This window comes from Haemophilus parainfluenzae ATCC 33392 (assembly GCF_031191205.1).
Classification (GTDB): domain Bacteria; phylum Pseudomonadota; class Gammaproteobacteria; order Enterobacterales; family Pasteurellaceae; genus Haemophilus_D; species Haemophilus_D parainfluenzae.
This window is the reverse complement of sequence record NZ_CP133470.1, coordinates 1,255,217-1,271,464: the sequence shown is the minus strand read 5'-3', so window position 1 is coordinate 1,271,464 and position 16,248 is coordinate 1,255,217. Positions and strand designations below refer to the sequence as shown.

At 39.5% G+C, this 16,248-nt stretch carries 15 protein-coding genes and 1 pseudogene; 4 read left to right on the top strand and 12 right to left on the bottom strand.

What is annotated here, in order from left to right:
- Window positions 1-50: 50 nt before the first annotated feature.
- The 9 genes from RDV53_RS06280 to RDV53_RS06240 form a co-directional block, all read right to left on the bottom strand.
- On the bottom strand, window positions 51-1,760 hold the full coding sequence (locus RDV53_RS06280; RefSeq protein WP_005695449.1) for a tetratricopeptide repeat protein: 1,710 nt from the start codon (window positions 1,758-1,760) through the stop codon (window positions 51-53).
- Between the two features lie 354 nt (window positions 1,761-2,114).
- On the bottom strand, window positions 2,115-3,380 hold the full coding sequence (glyA, locus tag RDV53_RS06275) for a serine hydroxymethyltransferase (protein ID WP_005695448.1): 1,266 nt from the start codon (window positions 3,378-3,380) through the stop codon (window positions 2,115-2,117).
- Between the two features lie 295 nt (window positions 3,381-3,675).
- Complete coding sequence (locus RDV53_RS06270; RefSeq protein WP_005695446.1) at window positions 3,676-4,065, bottom strand: hypothetical protein; 390 nt, start codon at window positions 4,063-4,065, stop codon at window positions 3,676-3,678.
- A 116-nt stretch (window positions 4,066-4,181) separates the two neighbouring features.
- A complete protein-coding gene (locus RDV53_RS06265) occupies window positions 4,182-4,727 on the bottom strand; it encodes a hypothetical protein (RefSeq protein WP_005695445.1) in 546 nt (181 codons plus the stop codon).
- A gap of 63 nt (window positions 4,728-4,790) precedes the next feature.
- Complete coding sequence (locus RDV53_RS06260; RefSeq protein ID WP_032822879.1) at window positions 4,791-6,014, bottom strand: DUF711 family protein; 1,224 nt, start codon at window positions 6,012-6,014, stop codon at window positions 4,791-4,793.
- A gap of 30 nt (window positions 6,015-6,044) precedes the next feature.
- Window positions 6,045-7,328 (bottom strand): phosphoribosylamine--glycine ligase, encoded by a 1,284-nt coding sequence (purD, locus tag RDV53_RS06255; protein ID WP_005695443.1) that lies wholly within the window; start codon window positions 7,326-7,328, stop codon window positions 6,045-6,047.
- A 180-nt stretch (window positions 7,329-7,508) separates the two neighbouring features.
- Window positions 7,509-9,107, bottom strand: coding sequence for a bifunctional phosphoribosylaminoimidazolecarboxamide formyltransferase/IMP cyclohydrolase (purH, locus tag RDV53_RS06250; protein ID WP_005695442.1), 1,599 nt, complete (start codon window positions 9,105-9,107; stop codon window positions 7,509-7,511).
- A gap of 173 nt (window positions 9,108-9,280) precedes the next feature.
- Entirely contained in the window at window positions 9,281-9,679 is a 399-nt protein-coding gene (locus RDV53_RS06245) for a DoxX family protein (RefSeq protein ID WP_005695441.1), read from the bottom strand.
- A gap of 116 nt (window positions 9,680-9,795) precedes the next feature.
- Entirely contained in the window at window positions 9,796-11,562 is a 1,767-nt protein-coding gene (locus RDV53_RS06240) for a protein-disulfide reductase DsbD (protein ID WP_032822880.1), read from the bottom strand.
- A 180-nt stretch (window positions 11,563-11,742) separates the two neighbouring features.
- Here RDV53_RS06240 and arcA point away from each other — a divergent pair, with 180 nt between their 5' ends.
- From arcA to ykgO, 4 genes are all read left to right on the top strand, one after another.
- On the top strand, window positions 11,743-12,456 hold the full coding sequence (gene arcA / locus RDV53_RS06235) for a two-component system response regulator ArcA (RefSeq protein ID WP_005695439.1): 714 nt from the start codon (window positions 11,743-11,745) through the stop codon (window positions 12,454-12,456).
- Between the two features lie 112 nt (window positions 12,457-12,568).
- Window positions 12,569-13,051: an SsrA-binding protein SmpB gene (gene smpB / locus RDV53_RS06230; protein ID WP_005695438.1), complete on the top strand. Its 483-nt coding sequence runs from the start codon at window positions 12,569-12,571 to the stop codon at window positions 13,049-13,051.
- Between the two features lie 159 nt (window positions 13,052-13,210).
- A complete protein-coding gene (locus RDV53_RS06225) occupies window positions 13,211-13,477 on the top strand; it encodes a type B 50S ribosomal protein L31 (protein WP_005695437.1) in 267 nt (88 codons plus the stop codon).
- Window positions 13,478-13,486: 9 nt separating this feature from the next.
- Window positions 13,487-13,624: a type B 50S ribosomal protein L36 gene (ykgO, locus tag RDV53_RS06220; protein ID WP_005695435.1), complete on the top strand. Its 138-nt coding sequence runs from the start codon at window positions 13,487-13,489 to the stop codon at window positions 13,622-13,624.
- Between the two features lie 50 nt (window positions 13,625-13,674).
- Here the strand turns inward: ykgO and cgtA are convergent, their stop codons facing one another.
- From cgtA to rpmA, 3 genes and pseudogenes are all read right to left on the bottom strand, one after another.
- Window positions 13,675-14,847, bottom strand: coding sequence for an Obg family GTPase CgtA (gene cgtA, locus RDV53_RS06215; protein WP_005695434.1), 1,173 nt, complete (start codon window positions 14,845-14,847; stop codon window positions 13,675-13,677).
- 27 nt (window positions 14,848-14,874) lie between these two features.
- A pseudogene (locus RDV53_RS06210) lies at window positions 14,875-15,792 on the bottom strand (EamA family transporter).
- A 186-nt stretch (window positions 15,793-15,978) separates the two neighbouring features.
- Window positions 15,979-16,236 carry a 50S ribosomal protein L27 gene (gene rpmA / locus RDV53_RS06205; protein WP_005539872.1) on the bottom strand — a complete coding sequence of 86 codons (258 nt, stop codon included), beginning with the start codon at window positions 16,234-16,236 and terminating at the stop codon, window positions 15,979-15,981.
- Between the last annotated feature and the right edge of the window lie 12 nt (window positions 16,237-16,248).

Sequence of the window (16,248 nt, the reverse complement as noted above, 5' to 3'; positions counted from 1 at the left end):
GTATTACGCCTCTCCTTTTGCATGAAAAAACATCAAGTAAGGTGTTATTTTTATAGCATCTCGCACGCTTTTTCATATCCAGCTTCACAGGATTTTTTAAACCATTGGGTGGCAAATTTGCGGTTGCGTTTTGTGCCAAAGCCATTGTCATACATCGCACCTAAATTATACATTCCCTCAGGACTGCCATTTTCAGCAGCAAGTTGGAAATACAAAAAAGCTTTAGCATTATCTTTTGGTGTGCCTAACCCATTAAAGTGAAGAATGCCTAACTCATTTTGCGCTTCACCGTTCCAGCTTCCGCCCGCCAATTCATAATATTCCCGTGCAGACTGATAATCTTTTTTAATAGTATCGCCATAAGTATAAAGAAATCCAAGTTGATAATAAGCTTCCGTGACGTCTTTTTTCGCGGCCTTTTTATACCATTTGATCGCTTCTAATTCATCTTTTCTAACTAAATCACCTGAACTATATTCAAATCCTAAATTATAGTAAGCCAGCCCATGACCTTGTTCTGCACTACGATGTAGCCATTTCATCGCTTCTTCGCTATTTTGTTCAACTCCTTCGCCTTTTGCATAGCGATTGTACAGACTATTTTGTGCATCAGCATCACCTTGTTCCGCAGCGGCTTTATACCATTTAAAGGCTTCTTCATTATTCTGTTCAATTTCATCACCTCGAACGTAAGCCATCGCTAAATCCTTTTGTGCATCAAGATCGCCTTCTTTAGCGCGTTCAAGTAATTCATCAAAATTATCTCGCACAGCAAGACGGCTTCGAAGTTGTTGTACTGAGCGTTCGACATTCTCTCCAGCTTCTTTGGCAAGTAGATAAAACGCTTGAGCTTTTTCTAAATTTTGTGGCACATTACCTAGCCCATCCTGGTAAATCTCAGCCAATTCCCTAGCCGCATCCCTCATTTGGTATTCTGCTGCTAGCTCTAGCCATTTCAAGGCTTTCTGGCTATCTTGTTGAATGCCCTCACCTCTTTTATAAGCATTACCAACATAGTAATAGGCATCAATTAAGCCATTTTCAGCGGCTTTTAAATACCATTTAAAGGCTTGTTTTTTATCCCCTCTGAAATCGTGTAAATTTGCTAAACCATACATTGCATTAGGAAGCCCCATTTCAGCAGCTTTGGTTAGGTATTTTTGCGCTTCAGCATAATTAGTTGGAATATCCTCGTGAGCGTTGTAGAGTGTCCCAAGGTTATTATAAAGCGTCATTAAATCTTCATTGGTTAAATCTTGTTTATTCTTTTCAGCAAGCAAGTAATATTCCAATGCTTTAGGATAATTAATTGGAACTTCATATCCTATAACACCATCATATACCTGCGCTAAAAGGTATGAAGCAAGCCCATCATTGTCATATTTCTTAAGCATTTCAACGCCTTTAAATGTGTCTTGCTCCACGCCAATGCCTAAAAGATAGAATCGTCCCAAACTAATTGTCGCTCGTTTATCGCCTTGACGAATGCCTTGCTCAAACCATTCTACTGATTTTTCGGGCTCACCCATATCATCATAAAGCGCACCAATATTATTTGCCGCTAATGGATAACCCAATGCATTCGCGCGGTGATATAACGTCATTGCTTTATCGTAATCGACTTCTTCCCCTTTACCAAGAGCATATACTCTCCCCAACTGATATATTGCCTCTGCATCACCTTGTTCTGCATGTTGCTTTAAGGCTTCAAGACTATTTTTGTCAGTCGAGCAAAATAAATTTAATAATGTTTTAAACATAGGACTTCCTTTGGGAGATAAATGTATTTCAATTGAATCGAAAGTGCGGTTGGATTTTTAACTAAATTGGATAATAGGCTCAGCACCGTTAAACCACTATCGTGGCAATTTGAGTAAGCATAATGGAGACTGTTTTTTACCCGGGCTCTTTAGGCTGAAGAATTAATATATTTATCGTTTAGTTGAGTTACCAAATAATATATTATTTTATTCAACTATTCTATTACTCAGAAAAATAGCACTATAACATCAACTAATTAGCCTTTACCTTTCCCTATAAATCATAAAAAATTGAAATAAAAAACGGTAACATCCTTCATTGATGTCACCGTTTCGTTTAGCAAAGATGAAAAATTAGTTTGCGTAAACAGGAAGACGTTTGCAGATTGCCAATACTTTTTCTTTGGTTGCTGTAATCACTTGTTCTTCGTTTTCTTTGCCTAATGCATCCAATACATCACACATCCAACCGGCTAATTCACGACAGTCTTGTTCGTTAAAACCTCGACGAGTCACTGCTGGTGTACCTACACGGATACCAGAGGTCACAAATGGTTTTTGTGGATCATTTGGTACGGAGTTTTTATTCACTGTGATATTCGCTTTACCTAACGCGGCATCTGCTGCTTTACCGGTTAAACCTTGTTTGATGAAACTGACTAAGAATAAATGGTTTTCTGTGCCATTTGAAACCACGTCATAACCACGTTGTTTAAACACTTCTACCATTGCTTTCGCATTTTTAATCACGTTTGCTTGGTATTCTTTATAAGCAGGCTCTAATGCTTCTTTGAAACATACTGCTTTCGCCGCAATAATGTGAACTAATGGACCACCTTGGTTTGCAGGGAAAACAGAAGATTGTAAGCGTTTATAAAGCTCTTCATCACCACAAGAAGAAAGGATTAAACCACCACGTGGACCACCTAAGGTTTTATGGGTGGTCGTTGTTACAACATGTGCGTATGGTAATGGGTTTGGATATAAACCTGCTGCGATTAAGCCCGCAACGTGAGCCATATCAACAAATAAATACGCGCCCACTTCATCCGCAATTTCGCGCATTTTTTTCCAATCTACCACTTGAGAATAAGCAGAGAAACCCGCCACGATCATTTTTGGTTTATGTTCTAACGCTTTTTGACGCACATCTTCATAGTCGATTAAACCATCAGCAGTGATACCATAAAGTACAGAATTATAGATTTTACCGGAGAAACTCACTTTTGCCCCATGGGTTAAGTGACCACCGTGTGCTAAATCCATCCCTAAAATGGTATCGCCCGCATTGATTAATGCACCATATACTGCCGCATTTGCTTGTGAACCTGAGTGTGGTTGTACGTTCACATAATCCGCACCAAATAACTCTTTCGCGCGATCAATCGCCAACTGCTCCACAATGTCTGCGTACTCACAACCGCCGTAGTAACGTTTACCAGGATAGCCTTCAGCATACTTGTTAGTAAACTGTGAACCTTGCGCTTCCATTACGCGTGGACTCGCATAGTTTTCAGACGCGATAAGTTCGATATGCTCTTCTTGACGACGATTTTCGTCCTGAATGGCTTGCCATAGAACCGGATCGTAATCAGCGATGTTCATACTTTTTTTAAACATTGTGTTTTCCTCGTTGTTTGCATTATTTGTGTATAGTTTACCTGTTTCTAGGCAAAAACTTAATCAAAAATTTCGACCATATTTTTCATTATTACAATGAAAAACATTCATTTATCTAAATCGAGCCTTTTTCTTTCACTAATTTTTCAATTAATTTAACTTCTTTTGTTTTCTCACCAGCACCGAGTTTACGGCATTGGCTGGTTTCTTTCGTATAAGTATTAAAATTTGTCATCCTTGTTGGACTTTTCATTTTAATCTTCATATCCAAATGATCACCACAACGATCACAAGGTTAAACAAATTCCTTATCTAATTCTTTAAATTCTGGAGATTGTTCAATAATTTTCGCGACTTGTGGTGAATGGGCTGTTTTAAATAGACGATCGGTAAAGTCATAACTTAACTTACCATCACTCGCCTGCCATTTAGCTTTAGCTTGCAATAAATAACGCATCCAGCCTTCTTTTGTATCAATCTGTGAAATACCGCGTAGAAGCACAGTTTGATCTGCTCGATAAGTGACATAATCAAAATGTTCAACTGGCAAAGGTGCCTTGGCGGCGGGTTTCACATGACAAATCCAATCACCCACCAACGCTTTTTCCTGTTCAGTTTTCTGATGCGCCGTTGCACATCCCGATAGCAATACAGCGACAAGACTACCTAATACTAATTTTCTCATAGTAATACTAATTTTCTCATAGTAATACTCCTTTTATTAAGTTGATTTCAGCACTTACAAAAATAAAGTGCGGTTAAAATCATGCTTGTTTTTTATCAAGCTTAAAATAATTATATTTATTTCTTCACAAACCATTTATTCAATAACTGAATATCTTTGTCATTCTCGGTGACTCGTCGGCAAGTCGCAAAATCCTTACCTAAAATTAGTTGATTGCCATTCTGTTTAAGTTCAATTGGCATATTCACGTGATCGCCTGATTTGCTATAAAACGCAGCCAATTTCTCTTTTTCTTGTTTTTGTAATTTCTTATCTTGCTTAATGGCTTTAGCCACATTATTACTGTGCGCAGGCACCATAGCGCGATTAACAAAATCAAAACTCAAGACATTATTTTGGCTCTGCCATTTCACCTTACCTTTTGTTAAATAACGAATAGTCGTCTCTTTATCCAATTCAATGTAGGAAATGCCTCGCAAGGCGCCTGTTCCATCTGGCTTTAAGACAAAGTGATCTAATCGATCGTAAGTTTGTTTATCTTGTGTCGGGATAGTATGACAAATCCACTCGCCATCTAATGTTGAGCTTTGTGAGACATTTGAAGCCCCCGAGCAAGCCGTTAATAATGCAGCAACAAGGCCACCTAATATTAATTTTCTCATGAGATACTCCTTTTATTAACAGTAGGGATAACGTTGTTCACAACAAAATAGGGAAATTTTCGTTTAATCAGGAATGTGTAAAAGGCGGCAGTTACATAAATCATCACTCTCAAATTCTGATATTTCACCTGCAACCTTATTCGGAATGGGAAATAAGCGTACAGTTAGTGGTTTATTTAAGCGAAATGCCATCGTCCCCGTATCACGCATAATCGCCGCGATGCTTTCAGCCTTAGCATTTCCCGCTACAGGGACCGTATCTAAACCGATACCACATACTGCGCTATACGTCAGTAAAGCACGAATATCGAAATCTTGTTTTTGTGTCCCTTCGGCTAAACCTAAATCTTCTGTCACCGCCAACATTAATCCAGAAAACCCAACCAATGGCACACGTTGGACTGATTTAAACACTTTTGTCAGTAGCGCAGAAACCTCGACTGAACCAGCCGCACCAAAATAGGGTAATCCCATTAATTCATACACTTTTGTCATGGATGCACAATTTTTAGATGGTGCCGCCGAACTATCAATGCCTGCAAATTCAAATTCACCTGATAATTTGGCCGCACTTAACATCTCTAATACTTGATCTACATGATATTGCAGAGCTTGCGACATAGCCTGATAACAATCAGCATAAAATTGATTATGAGGCGATTTTGGCACAGATTTTAATACTTCGACTAATAAATCGGGTGTTTCTAAACCAATGACAAAACTGTTTGGTAAATGACTTAGATGATAACCGGCGGGGAAATAAGGAATAAATGGCTTGCAGTTAAAATTCACCGTAAAGTTAAAATTACCTTCGCCACGTGGTGTGATATTTGCAATTCGTTGTACCGCATAAACAGATTGCTCAATAAGTTCATTATCTAACACGCCATTTTCATCTAATGGCACATTGACACAAGCATTACACAAGTCGCCATAAGCGGCGATTAACTCTGGTAATAAAGCAATTTCCTCTTTATTTCTCGCTGCACCTATTGCAAATCGAAGACGAATTCCACTTTCATTAAATTTATTCAATAATTCCGTTAAATACTGCAAATCTGCTTTTGCTGTCTGCAAATTGGTTAAATCCAAATATTCACCAAAGGGATTGGTGATCACTCGAATCGATTGCAAGGTATAACCTGCTTTCTGAACAGCTGGCAATAATAAATCCACATCACGTTTCACCGAATAAAGGGCGTCTTCCCATTGCGTTTTATCTTTATGTAACGTCAGAAAAAAACTGATTGTGCGGAGACGACATAATTCTTTATTTTTATAATCCATTCGAGCCCTTACCATTAAAGTAGTTAATTTTTATTGTTCACGAGCGACGGCACGATGACCAATATCTCGACGATAAAAACGTCCTGTCCATTGAATTTGTTCAGCTAGTTTTAAGGCTTTTTGTTGAGCTTCAAATACGCTTTCGCCTAATGCAGTAACACAAAGCACGCGACCGCCATTCGTAACTAATTTGCCTTCTTTTTCTGCGACACCCGCTAAGAAAACTTTCTCATTTTCGACCGCACTTTGTGGTAAACCACTAATCACATCGCCTTTACGATAATCGCCTGGATAGCCTTCCGCGGCTAACACAATACCTAAGGACGCTTTTGGATTCCATTGGGATTTCACTTCATCCAATTTTCCCTCGCAAGCTTTAAGACAAAGCTCAACGAGATCTGATTCGAGGCGTAGCATAATTGGCTGTGTTTCTGGATCGCCAAAACGGCAGTTAAATTCAATTACTTTCGGCTGACCATTTGGCATGATCATCAATCCCGCATACAAGAAACCGGTGTAAACATTGCCTTCTGCCGCCATGCCATTAACCGTTGGATAAATCACTTCACGCATAATGCGATCATGAATTTCTGATGTCACCACTGGTGCAGGCGAATACGCCCCCATGCCACCAGTATTTAAACCTGTATCATTTTCGCCCACGCGTTTATGGTCTTGACTGGTTGCCATAGGCTCGACGTTTTTACCGTCCACCATGATGATAAAACTGGCTTCTTCGCCATCTAAAAACTCTTCAATCACCACTCGGCTACCCGCTTCGCCAAAGGCATTGCCAGAAAGCATATCACGCACAGCGTCTTCCGCTTCTTGCAATGTCATTGCAACGATTACCCCTTTACCCGCCGCTAAACCATCCGCTTTAACGACAATTGGTGCACCTTTCTCACGCAAGTACGCCAATGCAGGTTCTACTTCGGTGAAGTTTTGATATTCTGCCGTTGGGATTTTATGACGAGCGAGGAAATCTTTGGTAAATGCTTTTGAACCTTCCAATTGTGCAGCCGCTTGAGTTGGACCAAAAATTTTTAATCCTGCAGCCCGAAATGCATCGACTACCCCAATTACTAATGGGGCTTCAGGGCCAACAATGGTTAATCCAATTTGTTTATCTTGAGCAAATTTAACTAATGCGGGGATATCTGTTGCAGAAATATTTACGTTTTCTACTTTGTGTTCCAATGCTGTACCCGCATTGCCCGGTGCGACAAAAACTTTATCTGCCAATGGAGATTGTGCTGCTTTCCAAGCCAAGGCGTGTTCACGACCGCCATTTCCGATGATGAGAATGTTCATAATACTCCTTGTATCTTTTTGAATTTAATCCCCTCTTTAGCAAAGAGGGGTAGGGGAGATTTGGCAGAAGTTATTTCAACCTCATAGTATATTTAGCATCGTTTAAATCTCCCCCTCGCCCCCTCTTTACGAAAGAGGGGGAATAAGTAAGTCGCTCATTGAGCGAAGTTACGACATAAATTAATGTCTAAAATGACGCATTCCAGTTAATACCATCACCATATTATGTTCATCCGCTGCATCAATGACTTCTTGATCGCGCATTGAACCACCTGGATGGATAACACATTGAATTCCCACTTTCGCCGCCGCATCAATACCGTCACGGAATGGGAAGAATGCATCAGATGCCATCACACAACCGGCTACGGTTAAACCTTCATCCTGTGCCTTAATCCCTGCAATCTTCGCAGAATATACGCGGCTCATTTGGCCAGCACCGATACCGATAGTTTGATTGTCTTTGGCGTAAACAATGGCATTCGATTTCACAAATTTCGCTACTTTCCAGCAGAACAATAAGTCTTTTAGTTCTTGTTCAGTTGGCTGACGTTTACTTACCACTTTTAAATCATCCACGCCAACCATGCCTAAATCCGCATCTTGCACTAATAAACCGCCGTTTACACGTTTGAAATCTAGACGTTCAGAACGTGACGTCCACTCGCCACATTCAAGCAAACGAACATTTTTCTTACGTTTCACCACTTCTTGCGCTTCAGCTGATACTTTCGGTGCAATAATCACTTCAACAAATTGACGTTCCACAATTTCAGTCGCGGTTTTTTCGTCTAATTCACGGTTGAAAGCAATAATGCCGCCAAATGCAGAAGTTGGATCGGTTTGGTAAGCACGGTTATAAGCTTCTAAAATATCTTTACCTAAAGCCACACCGCATGGATTAGCGTGTTTAACGATCACGCAAGCCGGCTCATCAAATTCTTTCACGCATTCAAGTGCTGCATCGGTGTCAGCAATATTATTGTAAGACAAGGCTTTACCTTGTAATTGATGAGCGGTAGCTACGCTTGCTTCTTTCACATTTAAATCAACATAGAAGGCCGCATTTTGATGAGCGTTCTCCCCATAACGCATGGTTTGTTTACGCACGAAGTTAAGGTTTAAAGTACGTGGGAATTGACCGCACTTCGCATTGGCATCTTCTTCCTCTGCCACATGATACGGTTTCACCATTTGTCCAAAGTAGTTAGCAATCATAGAATCATATTGAGCGGTATGTTCAAATGCTTTGATGGCAAGATCAAAACGGGTTTCAAGCGTTAAGCTGTTGTGGTGTTTATCCATTTCAGCAAGAATGGCGTTAAAATCATGATTATTCACTACAATCGCCACATCTTTATGGTTTTTCGCTGCAGAACGTACCATGGTTGGCCCACCGATATCTATATTTTCTACTGCATCAGCCAATGTGCAATCTGGTTTAGCCACGGTGGCTGCAAATGGATATAAATTCACGACGACCATATCAATGCCTTCAATGCCATGTTGCTGCATGATCGCATCATCTGTACCACGACGCCCAAGAATCCCGCCATGCACTTTTGGATGTAAGGTTTTTACACGACCGTCCATCATTTCAGGGAATCCCGTATAATCAGACACTTCAGTCACCGGCAAACCATGTTGCTCTAACAATTTTGCAGTACCGCCTGTGGAAAGTAGTTTTACACCACGCTGTATTAAGCCTTGAGCAAATTCTACGATACCGGCTTTATCAGAAACACTCAGTAAAGCCTGACGAATTGGACGATCTGTCATTACATTTTCCTTTCATTAAATGGTTAAAAATAAGTGGGATAAATTATAGCGCAAACGTTTGCTTTTATATAGAAAAAATTTTACTGGTAAGCACACTTAAAAGTGTGTGATTTATTTAATTGATTAAAAAAAAAGCCCGCAAAATGCGGGCAATAAATTAATGAGATAATTGATTAACGTTTGCGGTTGTCTAGAGAAAATGCGCCGGCACCAGCAAACACAAAATAGAAGAACACTAAAGAATAAAATAAAGCAAGTTCACCACCGTTCGCGATTGGGAAGAACAAATTCCCTTTACCTGCTACATGCATGAAGAAATATGCATAAGCCATTTGACCTGAAAGGATAAATGCCGCTGGGCGAACAAATAAACCTAAAATTAATAAGATTGAACCGACAATCTCAATTATCCCACCAACGATCATTAGTGGATCGCCCACCGCACCATTACCACCAGTCATTGACACTGGGAATTCCCAGAATTTCGCTGTACCGTGCAAGATAAACATATAGGCAGCGATGATACGTAATAAAGCTAAAACATACGGAGAATATTTTTCTAAGTTTTTCATAAAGTTTACCTCATAAAAATAAAAAGTGATTTGAGAACGGGGTGTATATTAATGATTAACTTAACACTAAGCAATACCTTAAATCGAAAAGGACTTTTTACGATTAAGAAATAATTTTATGGTTTACTGATTTTCTCAATCCATTGTAGAAACTCAACAGGCGACATGAATCCGTTAATACGACTCCCCTCGATTTCTTTTCCATCTTGATTAAAGAACAAAATAGTCGGTAAACCTAGCACTTTATATTTTGTCATTAAAGCACGGTTTTCTTCAGAGTTTTTTGTCATATCAACTTGAAGGAGCAACATATCGCCAAAGGTTTTTTGTACACGAGGATCGCTAAATGTTTCTTTTTCAAACTCTTTACAAGCCACACACCAATCCGCATAAAGATCGAGCATCACCAGTGATTTGTTATTTTCCGCCAGTGCTTGTTGCAATTCAGCTTCACTTTTCACTTGTTTAAATTCAACGTGAGAAACCAATTTATTTTCGACCGCACTTTGTGCAGAGCCTTCACCCCAAACCCATGCTTGAAGAGGTTTCACACTAATCATCGCTGCCACTAAAAATAGAATTCGGAATAGCCAACCTGTACCATTCTTCGGCATTTGGAAAGCAAACCAAATAAAAAATGCAGTGCCGAGCATCGCCCATAATCTTGGTGTCCATTCATCTGGTAAAATACGAGAAATTAAGAATACCGGTAATGCGAGCATCACAAAGCCAAAGAGCTTTTTGACCGTTTCCATCCACATACCTGATTTAGGCAGGATTTTATTACCGAATAAGGTGATTAAAATAAGTGGTACGCCCATCCCTAATGCGAGCAAATAAAGCGTAATCGCACCAGTGAATAAATCGCCACTCTGCGCCACATAAAGCAAGGCCCCTGAAAGCGGTGCTGATGTACAAGGTGAAGCGACAAGTCCCGCAATCATTCCCATTAAGAACACTCCACCAAAGGCACCGGCTTTTTGCTGTTGACTAAGTAAAGATAGTTTTGTTTGTAATGAGCTTGGAAGCTGTAAGGTAAATACCCCGAACATCGACAAAGCTAACAAAACAAAGATGATTGATAACCCAATCATCACATAAGGATGTTGCAACGCCACTTGGAATGGCAAACCAATTGCAGCTACAATCAAGCCTAGTAAGGTATAAGTCAGCGCCATCCCCTGCACATATACAAAACTTAATGCGAAAGCGCGCCACATATTAGGGCGTTGATTTTGACCAATTACTATCGCTGAAAGCAATGGTAGCATTGGCAACACACAGGGGGTAAAAGCCAAACCTAAGCCCAATAAAAAGAAACCAAATACGGCATATTTGCTATTAAATAAACTTTCCGCTAAACGGTCTTGCTCTGCTTTAGGTTGTGCTGAAAGTGCGGTCGATTTTTCCGATGTTTTTTCAGTATCGGTAACCTGGACAATAGGCAAATCCGCCACTTTAATTTCTTTCACTTCAGGGGGATAACAAAAGCCCTCAGTACAACCTTGGTAAGCAATTTCAATCACATCTTCCGCTTTAAAGGGCGGCTGGCTTGCTTTAAAAATAGCTTGTACCGGCTTTTTGAAAATCTTCATTAAGCCAAAATAAGGATCGTTATAATCTTCAGGTGAAATAGAAAATGTCGGCACATCAAAGGATGGGGTTTCCGCTTGGTTAAGTTTCACGGAAATTTTATCTTGATAGAGATAATACCCTTCTGCAATTGACCACTTGACGATCACATTTTCTTGATTATCGCTTTTCGCAGCTGAAAATTGAAAAGCGTCATCCACAGGTAAGAAAGCTGATTTTTTATCAAAAAGACCGGCTTGAGTGGAAAGTGCGGTAAAAATAAAAAATAAAAAAAGAAGAATTCGCTTCATCATAAAGTTCCATTTGTTGTTCCTGTTAAAATTCTAGCATAGATGAACAGAATGTTAAGAATTTATGACTTAGATCATAAAATTAAATGTAATTTAAAAAAATGACCATACTTTTCTGTTGTTACAGCAATGTTACAATTATAGAATATACTCATAATAAAGTATAACAAGGAGCAATGAATGGCTACCCCAAAAATCCTCATCGTGGAAGATGAAGCGGTAACCCGTAATACATTAAAAGGAATTTTCGAAGCTGAAGGCTATGACGTATTACAAGCACAAGATGGTGCAGAAATGTATCGTCAGCTAAATTCAGAAACGGTTAATCTCATTGTATTAGATATCAACTTACCTGGTAAGAATGGTTTATTACTAGGTCGTGAATTACGTGAAAAAACACCTATCCCTTTGATTTTCCTCACTGGGCGAGATAATGAGGTCGATAAAATTTTAGGTTTAGAAATCGGAGCCGATGATTATCTTACAAAGCCATTTAACCCTAGAGAACTTACTATTCGTGCACGAAATTTATTACATCGCACGATGACATTAAATGGTAAAGAAGCCCATTTACAACGTGAGAACTATCGTTTTAATGGTTGGACGCTGGATTTAAATAGCCATAATTTAATTACACCAGAAGGCGTTGAATTTAAATTGCCTCGTAGTGAATTTCGTGCCATGTTGCATTTCTGTGAAAACCCAGGCAAATTGCAAACACGTGAAGAATTATTGCAAAAAATGACAGGGCGTGAATTAAAACCACAAGATCGTACTGTAGATGTAACAATTCGTCGTATTCGTAAGCATTTTGAAGATCATCCTAATACACCAGAAATCATTGCTACCGTGCATGGTGAAGGCTATCGTTTCTGTGGTGAATTAGAAGAGTAATCTATCATTAAGTAATAAAAGGCTGAGTCAAATCAGCCTTTTGTTTTTTGCTATCCACGGCGAGATTCGGTAAAATCAACGCCAATTTACGATTAATGAACAACGGATAACAATGACCAAGAAGAAAGTCAAAGTCGGCTCCAATACCATTGCGTTAAACAAACGAGCTCGACATGAATATTTTATTGAAGATGAGATTGAAGCCGGCCTTGAATTACAAGGTTGGGAAGTCAAATCAATGCGCGCGGGTAAAGCCAATATCAGCGACAGCTATATCATTTTTAAAAACGGTGAAGCCTATTTATTTGGTGCAACCATTCAACCATTAAGCTTAGCCTCAACTCACGTAGTTTGCGATCCGACGCGTACACGTAAACTTTTATTGAATAAACGTGAACTGGATAATCTTTTCGGTAAATCAAGCCGTGATGGTTTTACCATTGTTGCCCTTTCTCTTTATTGGAAAGGCCCTTGGGCGAAGATCAAAATCGGTCTTGCGAAAGGTAAAAAACAACATGATAAACGTGATGATATTAAAGAGCGTGAATGGAAAGTAGCAAAAGAGCGTATTATGAAAAATGCGAATCGTGGATAACTCTCCCTCCAAGCAGACAAAATGCCTTTCAACCGAAAGGCATTTTTCTTTTTTCAATATGAAAAAAATTCTCATCGCTATGAATAAAAATACATTGATAATCATTCTCTTTTAAATTAGTATCTTCGCCCAATTATTTCCGTCATATAAGGAGCTCTAATGAAAAAAGGCATTCACCCTGAAAATTATCGTACCGTTTTATTTTATGATTCCAATGCGAAACAAGGCTTTCTCATCCGTTCTTGTGCTAAAACTAACAACACCATGAAATGGGAAGATGGTAACGAATACCCTGTATTTATGTGTGATACTTCATCTGCTTCTCACCCATTTTATACTGGTAAAACTCGTCAAATTGGTAACGAAGGTCGTGCAAGTGAATTTGCAAACCGCTACGGTAAGTTTGGTGCATTTAAATCAAAATAGGAATGTTCAATGAAAGTATTATCTTCACTCAAAAGTGCTAAAAACCGTCCTGGCTGCAAAATTGTTCGCCGCCACGGTGTCGTCTATGTCATTTCGAAAACCAACCCTCGCTTTAAAGCGCGTCAAGGTGGGAAAAAGAAAGGTTAACAGCAATAAAAAAGAGCGGTCAAATTTCCGCTCTTTTTTTTATTTAGGGATTAAGGTTTGTAAATAAACTCAACACCTTCTTCATCTTCTTCGTCCCAATCATCCCAGTCGTCATCTTCATCATCAAATTGATGTTCAGCAAGCTGTTCCTGATGGTAGTCTTCCCATTTGAATTTCACTTCTTCCGGTTTATTTTCTTCTACTTCCGCATCACGTGGATTCGCTTCAATGAAATCCATAATATCACGACAAAGTGGTGGCACATTTTTACCGGTTGCGGCAGAAATAAGGTGATACCCTTCTTCCCAACCAAGACGTTCCGTAATCTCTTGTGCTCGTTCATGCGCCTCTTCTTCTGTCATCGTATCAATTTTATTGAAGACTAACCAACGCGGCTTATCTGCCAATTTTTCGCTATATTGGAATAATTCTGACTCGATGATCGAAATATTATCAGCAGGATCGGATTCATCAATTGGGTTAATATCTACTAAATGAATTAACACACGACAACGTTCCAAGTGTTTTAAGAAACGAATCCCTAAACCAGCGCCATCCGATGCACCTTCAATCAATCCAGGAATATCTGCCACCACAAAGCTATGGCTTTCATCCACTTTTACGACACCTAAACTTGGCACTAAAGTGGTAAATGGATAATCAGCGACTTTTGGTTTTGCGGCTGAAACGGCACGAATAAAGGTCGATTTACCTGCATTTGGTAAACCAAGCATCCCGACATCCGCAAGAAGCATTAGTTCTAATAATAAATCGCGTTTTTCTCCTGGTGTACCCATGGTTTTTTGGCGAGGTGCACGGTTCACTGAAGATTTAAAACGTGTGTTCCCTAAACCATGATAACCACCTTTCGCCACTAACATTTTGGCACCATGCTTTGTTAAATCTCCAAGCACTTCTTTGGTGTCATGATCAATTGCACGCGTTCCCACCGGCACACGTAATGTAATATTTTTACCGCGACGACCAGTACAATCTGAACTATGTCCGTTCTCACCACGCTCTGCGGCAAAACGTTTTGTAAAACGATAATCGATCAAGGTATTTAAGTTTTCGTCTGCAACCAAATAAACATCACCGCCATCACCGCCATCGCCGCCATCTGGACCGCCTTTTGGGATAAATTTTTCACGGCGGAAACTTACACAACCGTTTCCACCATCCCCTGCTTCCACACGAATCAGGGCTTCATCAATAAATTTCATAAAAACTCTCCAATATTTAACCGCACTTTATTTTGATTGCGGTAATAACTTATGTCCGATTGCCGACAAAATTGCTCCGCATACTACAACAAACGCCCCAATATAGCTAATCATATTTAATTCTGGCGCGGCAAAATTCTCAGGGCTCACATAATGGGCAAGATGGGCAAAGAAAATGGTAAAGAGTGGTACTAAGGTTATCACTACGCTTACTTTAGAAACCTCCCAACGATTAAGCGCCTCAGCATAAGCCCCATAACCAAATAACGTATTCAAGCAGCAATAAACAAAACAACCGAATGCAAACGGGGTGAGGTTACTCACTTGTGAAAATTCGGCTACAGGTGTAAAGACTAAAAGACAGCCGAAATACATCATTAATAAAATTTGTTGCTAACTAAAACGACGGAGCATGAGCTTTTGTGCCATACCATAAGCAACCCAAACTAATGAGGCTGTTAGGCTTAATAAGACGCCCGTTAAATAACCAGTCTCTCCTTTAAACACCTCAAGCTTATCATTGAAGAAAAGCACCAACCCAGCCAATAACAAACCTAAACCAATCTTTTGATGTAATCCGAGCTTTTCTTTAAAGACAAAAATACCGCAAATTAACATACCAAAAGAAGAAAAATGAATAAAAATTTGAGCCGAAGAAGGATCGATAAAATTAAGTGAGCTATTGAATAAAAAGAAATTACCCGCTAACCCTGCTACACCGATGAGTACAAGCCAAATAAAACGACCACCTTTCGAAAATTGTGGCAGTTTTTTCTTATAACCTAACAGAATCAATAGTGCAAGAGAAGCTACCGCAAATCGATACCAAACGATCGTTTGTGGTGTCATCACTGATAGAACCTGTTTTAACGCAATAGGTAAAGATCCCCACGCCATCGCTGTAATTAAAGCGAAGAGAAAACCTAAAAGCGGTTGTTGTTTCATGATATCTTCCTTTATTTTACTAAAGTACAGTTAGGAATTCAGGTAAATTTCATTCTAAGAAATATTGAAGAGAATGAATGACAGTGCCAAGATAACAGATTTGATTAATGATTGTAAATCACAGGTAAGAAAACAAAGAAAACGCCCCACAGATAATGCGGGGCGTTTATCAAATCAGATGTAAAATTATTCAGTTACAATACTCACGTATTTACGGCTTTTCTCGCCTTTAACTTCAAATTTTACTTTACCGTCAGCGGTAGCAAATAAGGTGTGGTCACGACCCATACCTACGTTGTTACCTGCGTGGAATTTAGTACCACGTTGACGTACAATGATGCTACCTGCTAATACAGATTCGCCACCGAAACGTTTAACACCAAGGCGTTTAGCTTCAGAATCACGACCGTTACGAGTTGAACCACCAGCTTTTTTAGTTGCCATCTACTTGATCTC

Coding starts and splice junctions, on each gene's coding strand:
- RDV53_RS06245 (WP_005695441.1), bottom strand. CDS start 9,679: ATGAAAAACTTAGAAAAATATTCTCCGTATGTTTTAGCTTTATTACGT.
- RDV53_RS06240 (WP_032822880.1), bottom strand. CDS start 11,562: ATGAAGCGAATTCTTCTTTTTTTATTTTTTATTTTTACCGCACTTTCC.
- RDV53_RS06270 (WP_005695446.1), bottom strand. CDS start 4,065: ATGAGAAAATTAGTATTAGGTAGTCTTGTCGCTGTATTGCTATCGGGA.
- rpmA (WP_005539872.1), bottom strand. CDS start 16,236: ATGGCAACTAAAAAAGCTGGTGGTTCAACTCGTAACGGTCGTGATTCT.
- purH (WP_005695442.1), bottom strand. CDS start 9,107: ATGACAGATCGTCCAATTCGTCAGGCTTTACTGAGTGTTTCTGATAAA.
- glyA (WP_005695448.1), bottom strand. CDS start 3,380: ATGTTTAAAAAAAGTATGAACATCGCTGATTACGATCCGGTTCTATGG.
- RDV53_RS06280 (WP_005695449.1), bottom strand. CDS start 1,760: ATGTTTAAAACATTATTAAATTTATTTTGCTCGACTGACAAAAATAGT.
- smpB (WP_005695438.1), top strand. CDS start 12,569: ATGACCAAGAAGAAAGTCAAAGTCGGCTCCAATACCATTGCGTTAAAC.
- RDV53_RS06260 (WP_032822879.1), bottom strand. CDS start 6,014: ATGGATTATAAAAATAAAGAATTATGTCGTCTCCGCACAATCAGTTTT.
- arcA (WP_005695439.1), top strand. CDS start 11,743: ATGGCTACCCCAAAAATCCTCATCGTGGAAGATGAAGCGGTAACCCGT.
- RDV53_RS06225 (WP_005695437.1), top strand. CDS start 13,211: ATGAAAAAAGGCATTCACCCTGAAAATTATCGTACCGTTTTATTTTAT.
- ykgO (WP_005695435.1), top strand. CDS start 13,487: ATGAAAGTATTATCTTCACTCAAAAGTGCTAAAAACCGTCCTGGCTGC.
- RDV53_RS06265 (WP_005695445.1), bottom strand. CDS start 4,727: ATGAGAAAATTAATATTAGGTGGCCTTGTTGCTGCATTATTAACGGCT.
- purD (WP_005695443.1), bottom strand. CDS start 7,328: ATGAACATTCTCATCATCGGAAATGGCGGTCGTGAACACGCCTTGGCT.
- cgtA (WP_005695434.1), bottom strand. CDS start 14,847: ATGAAATTTATTGATGAAGCCCTGATTCGTGTGGAAGCAGGGGATGGT.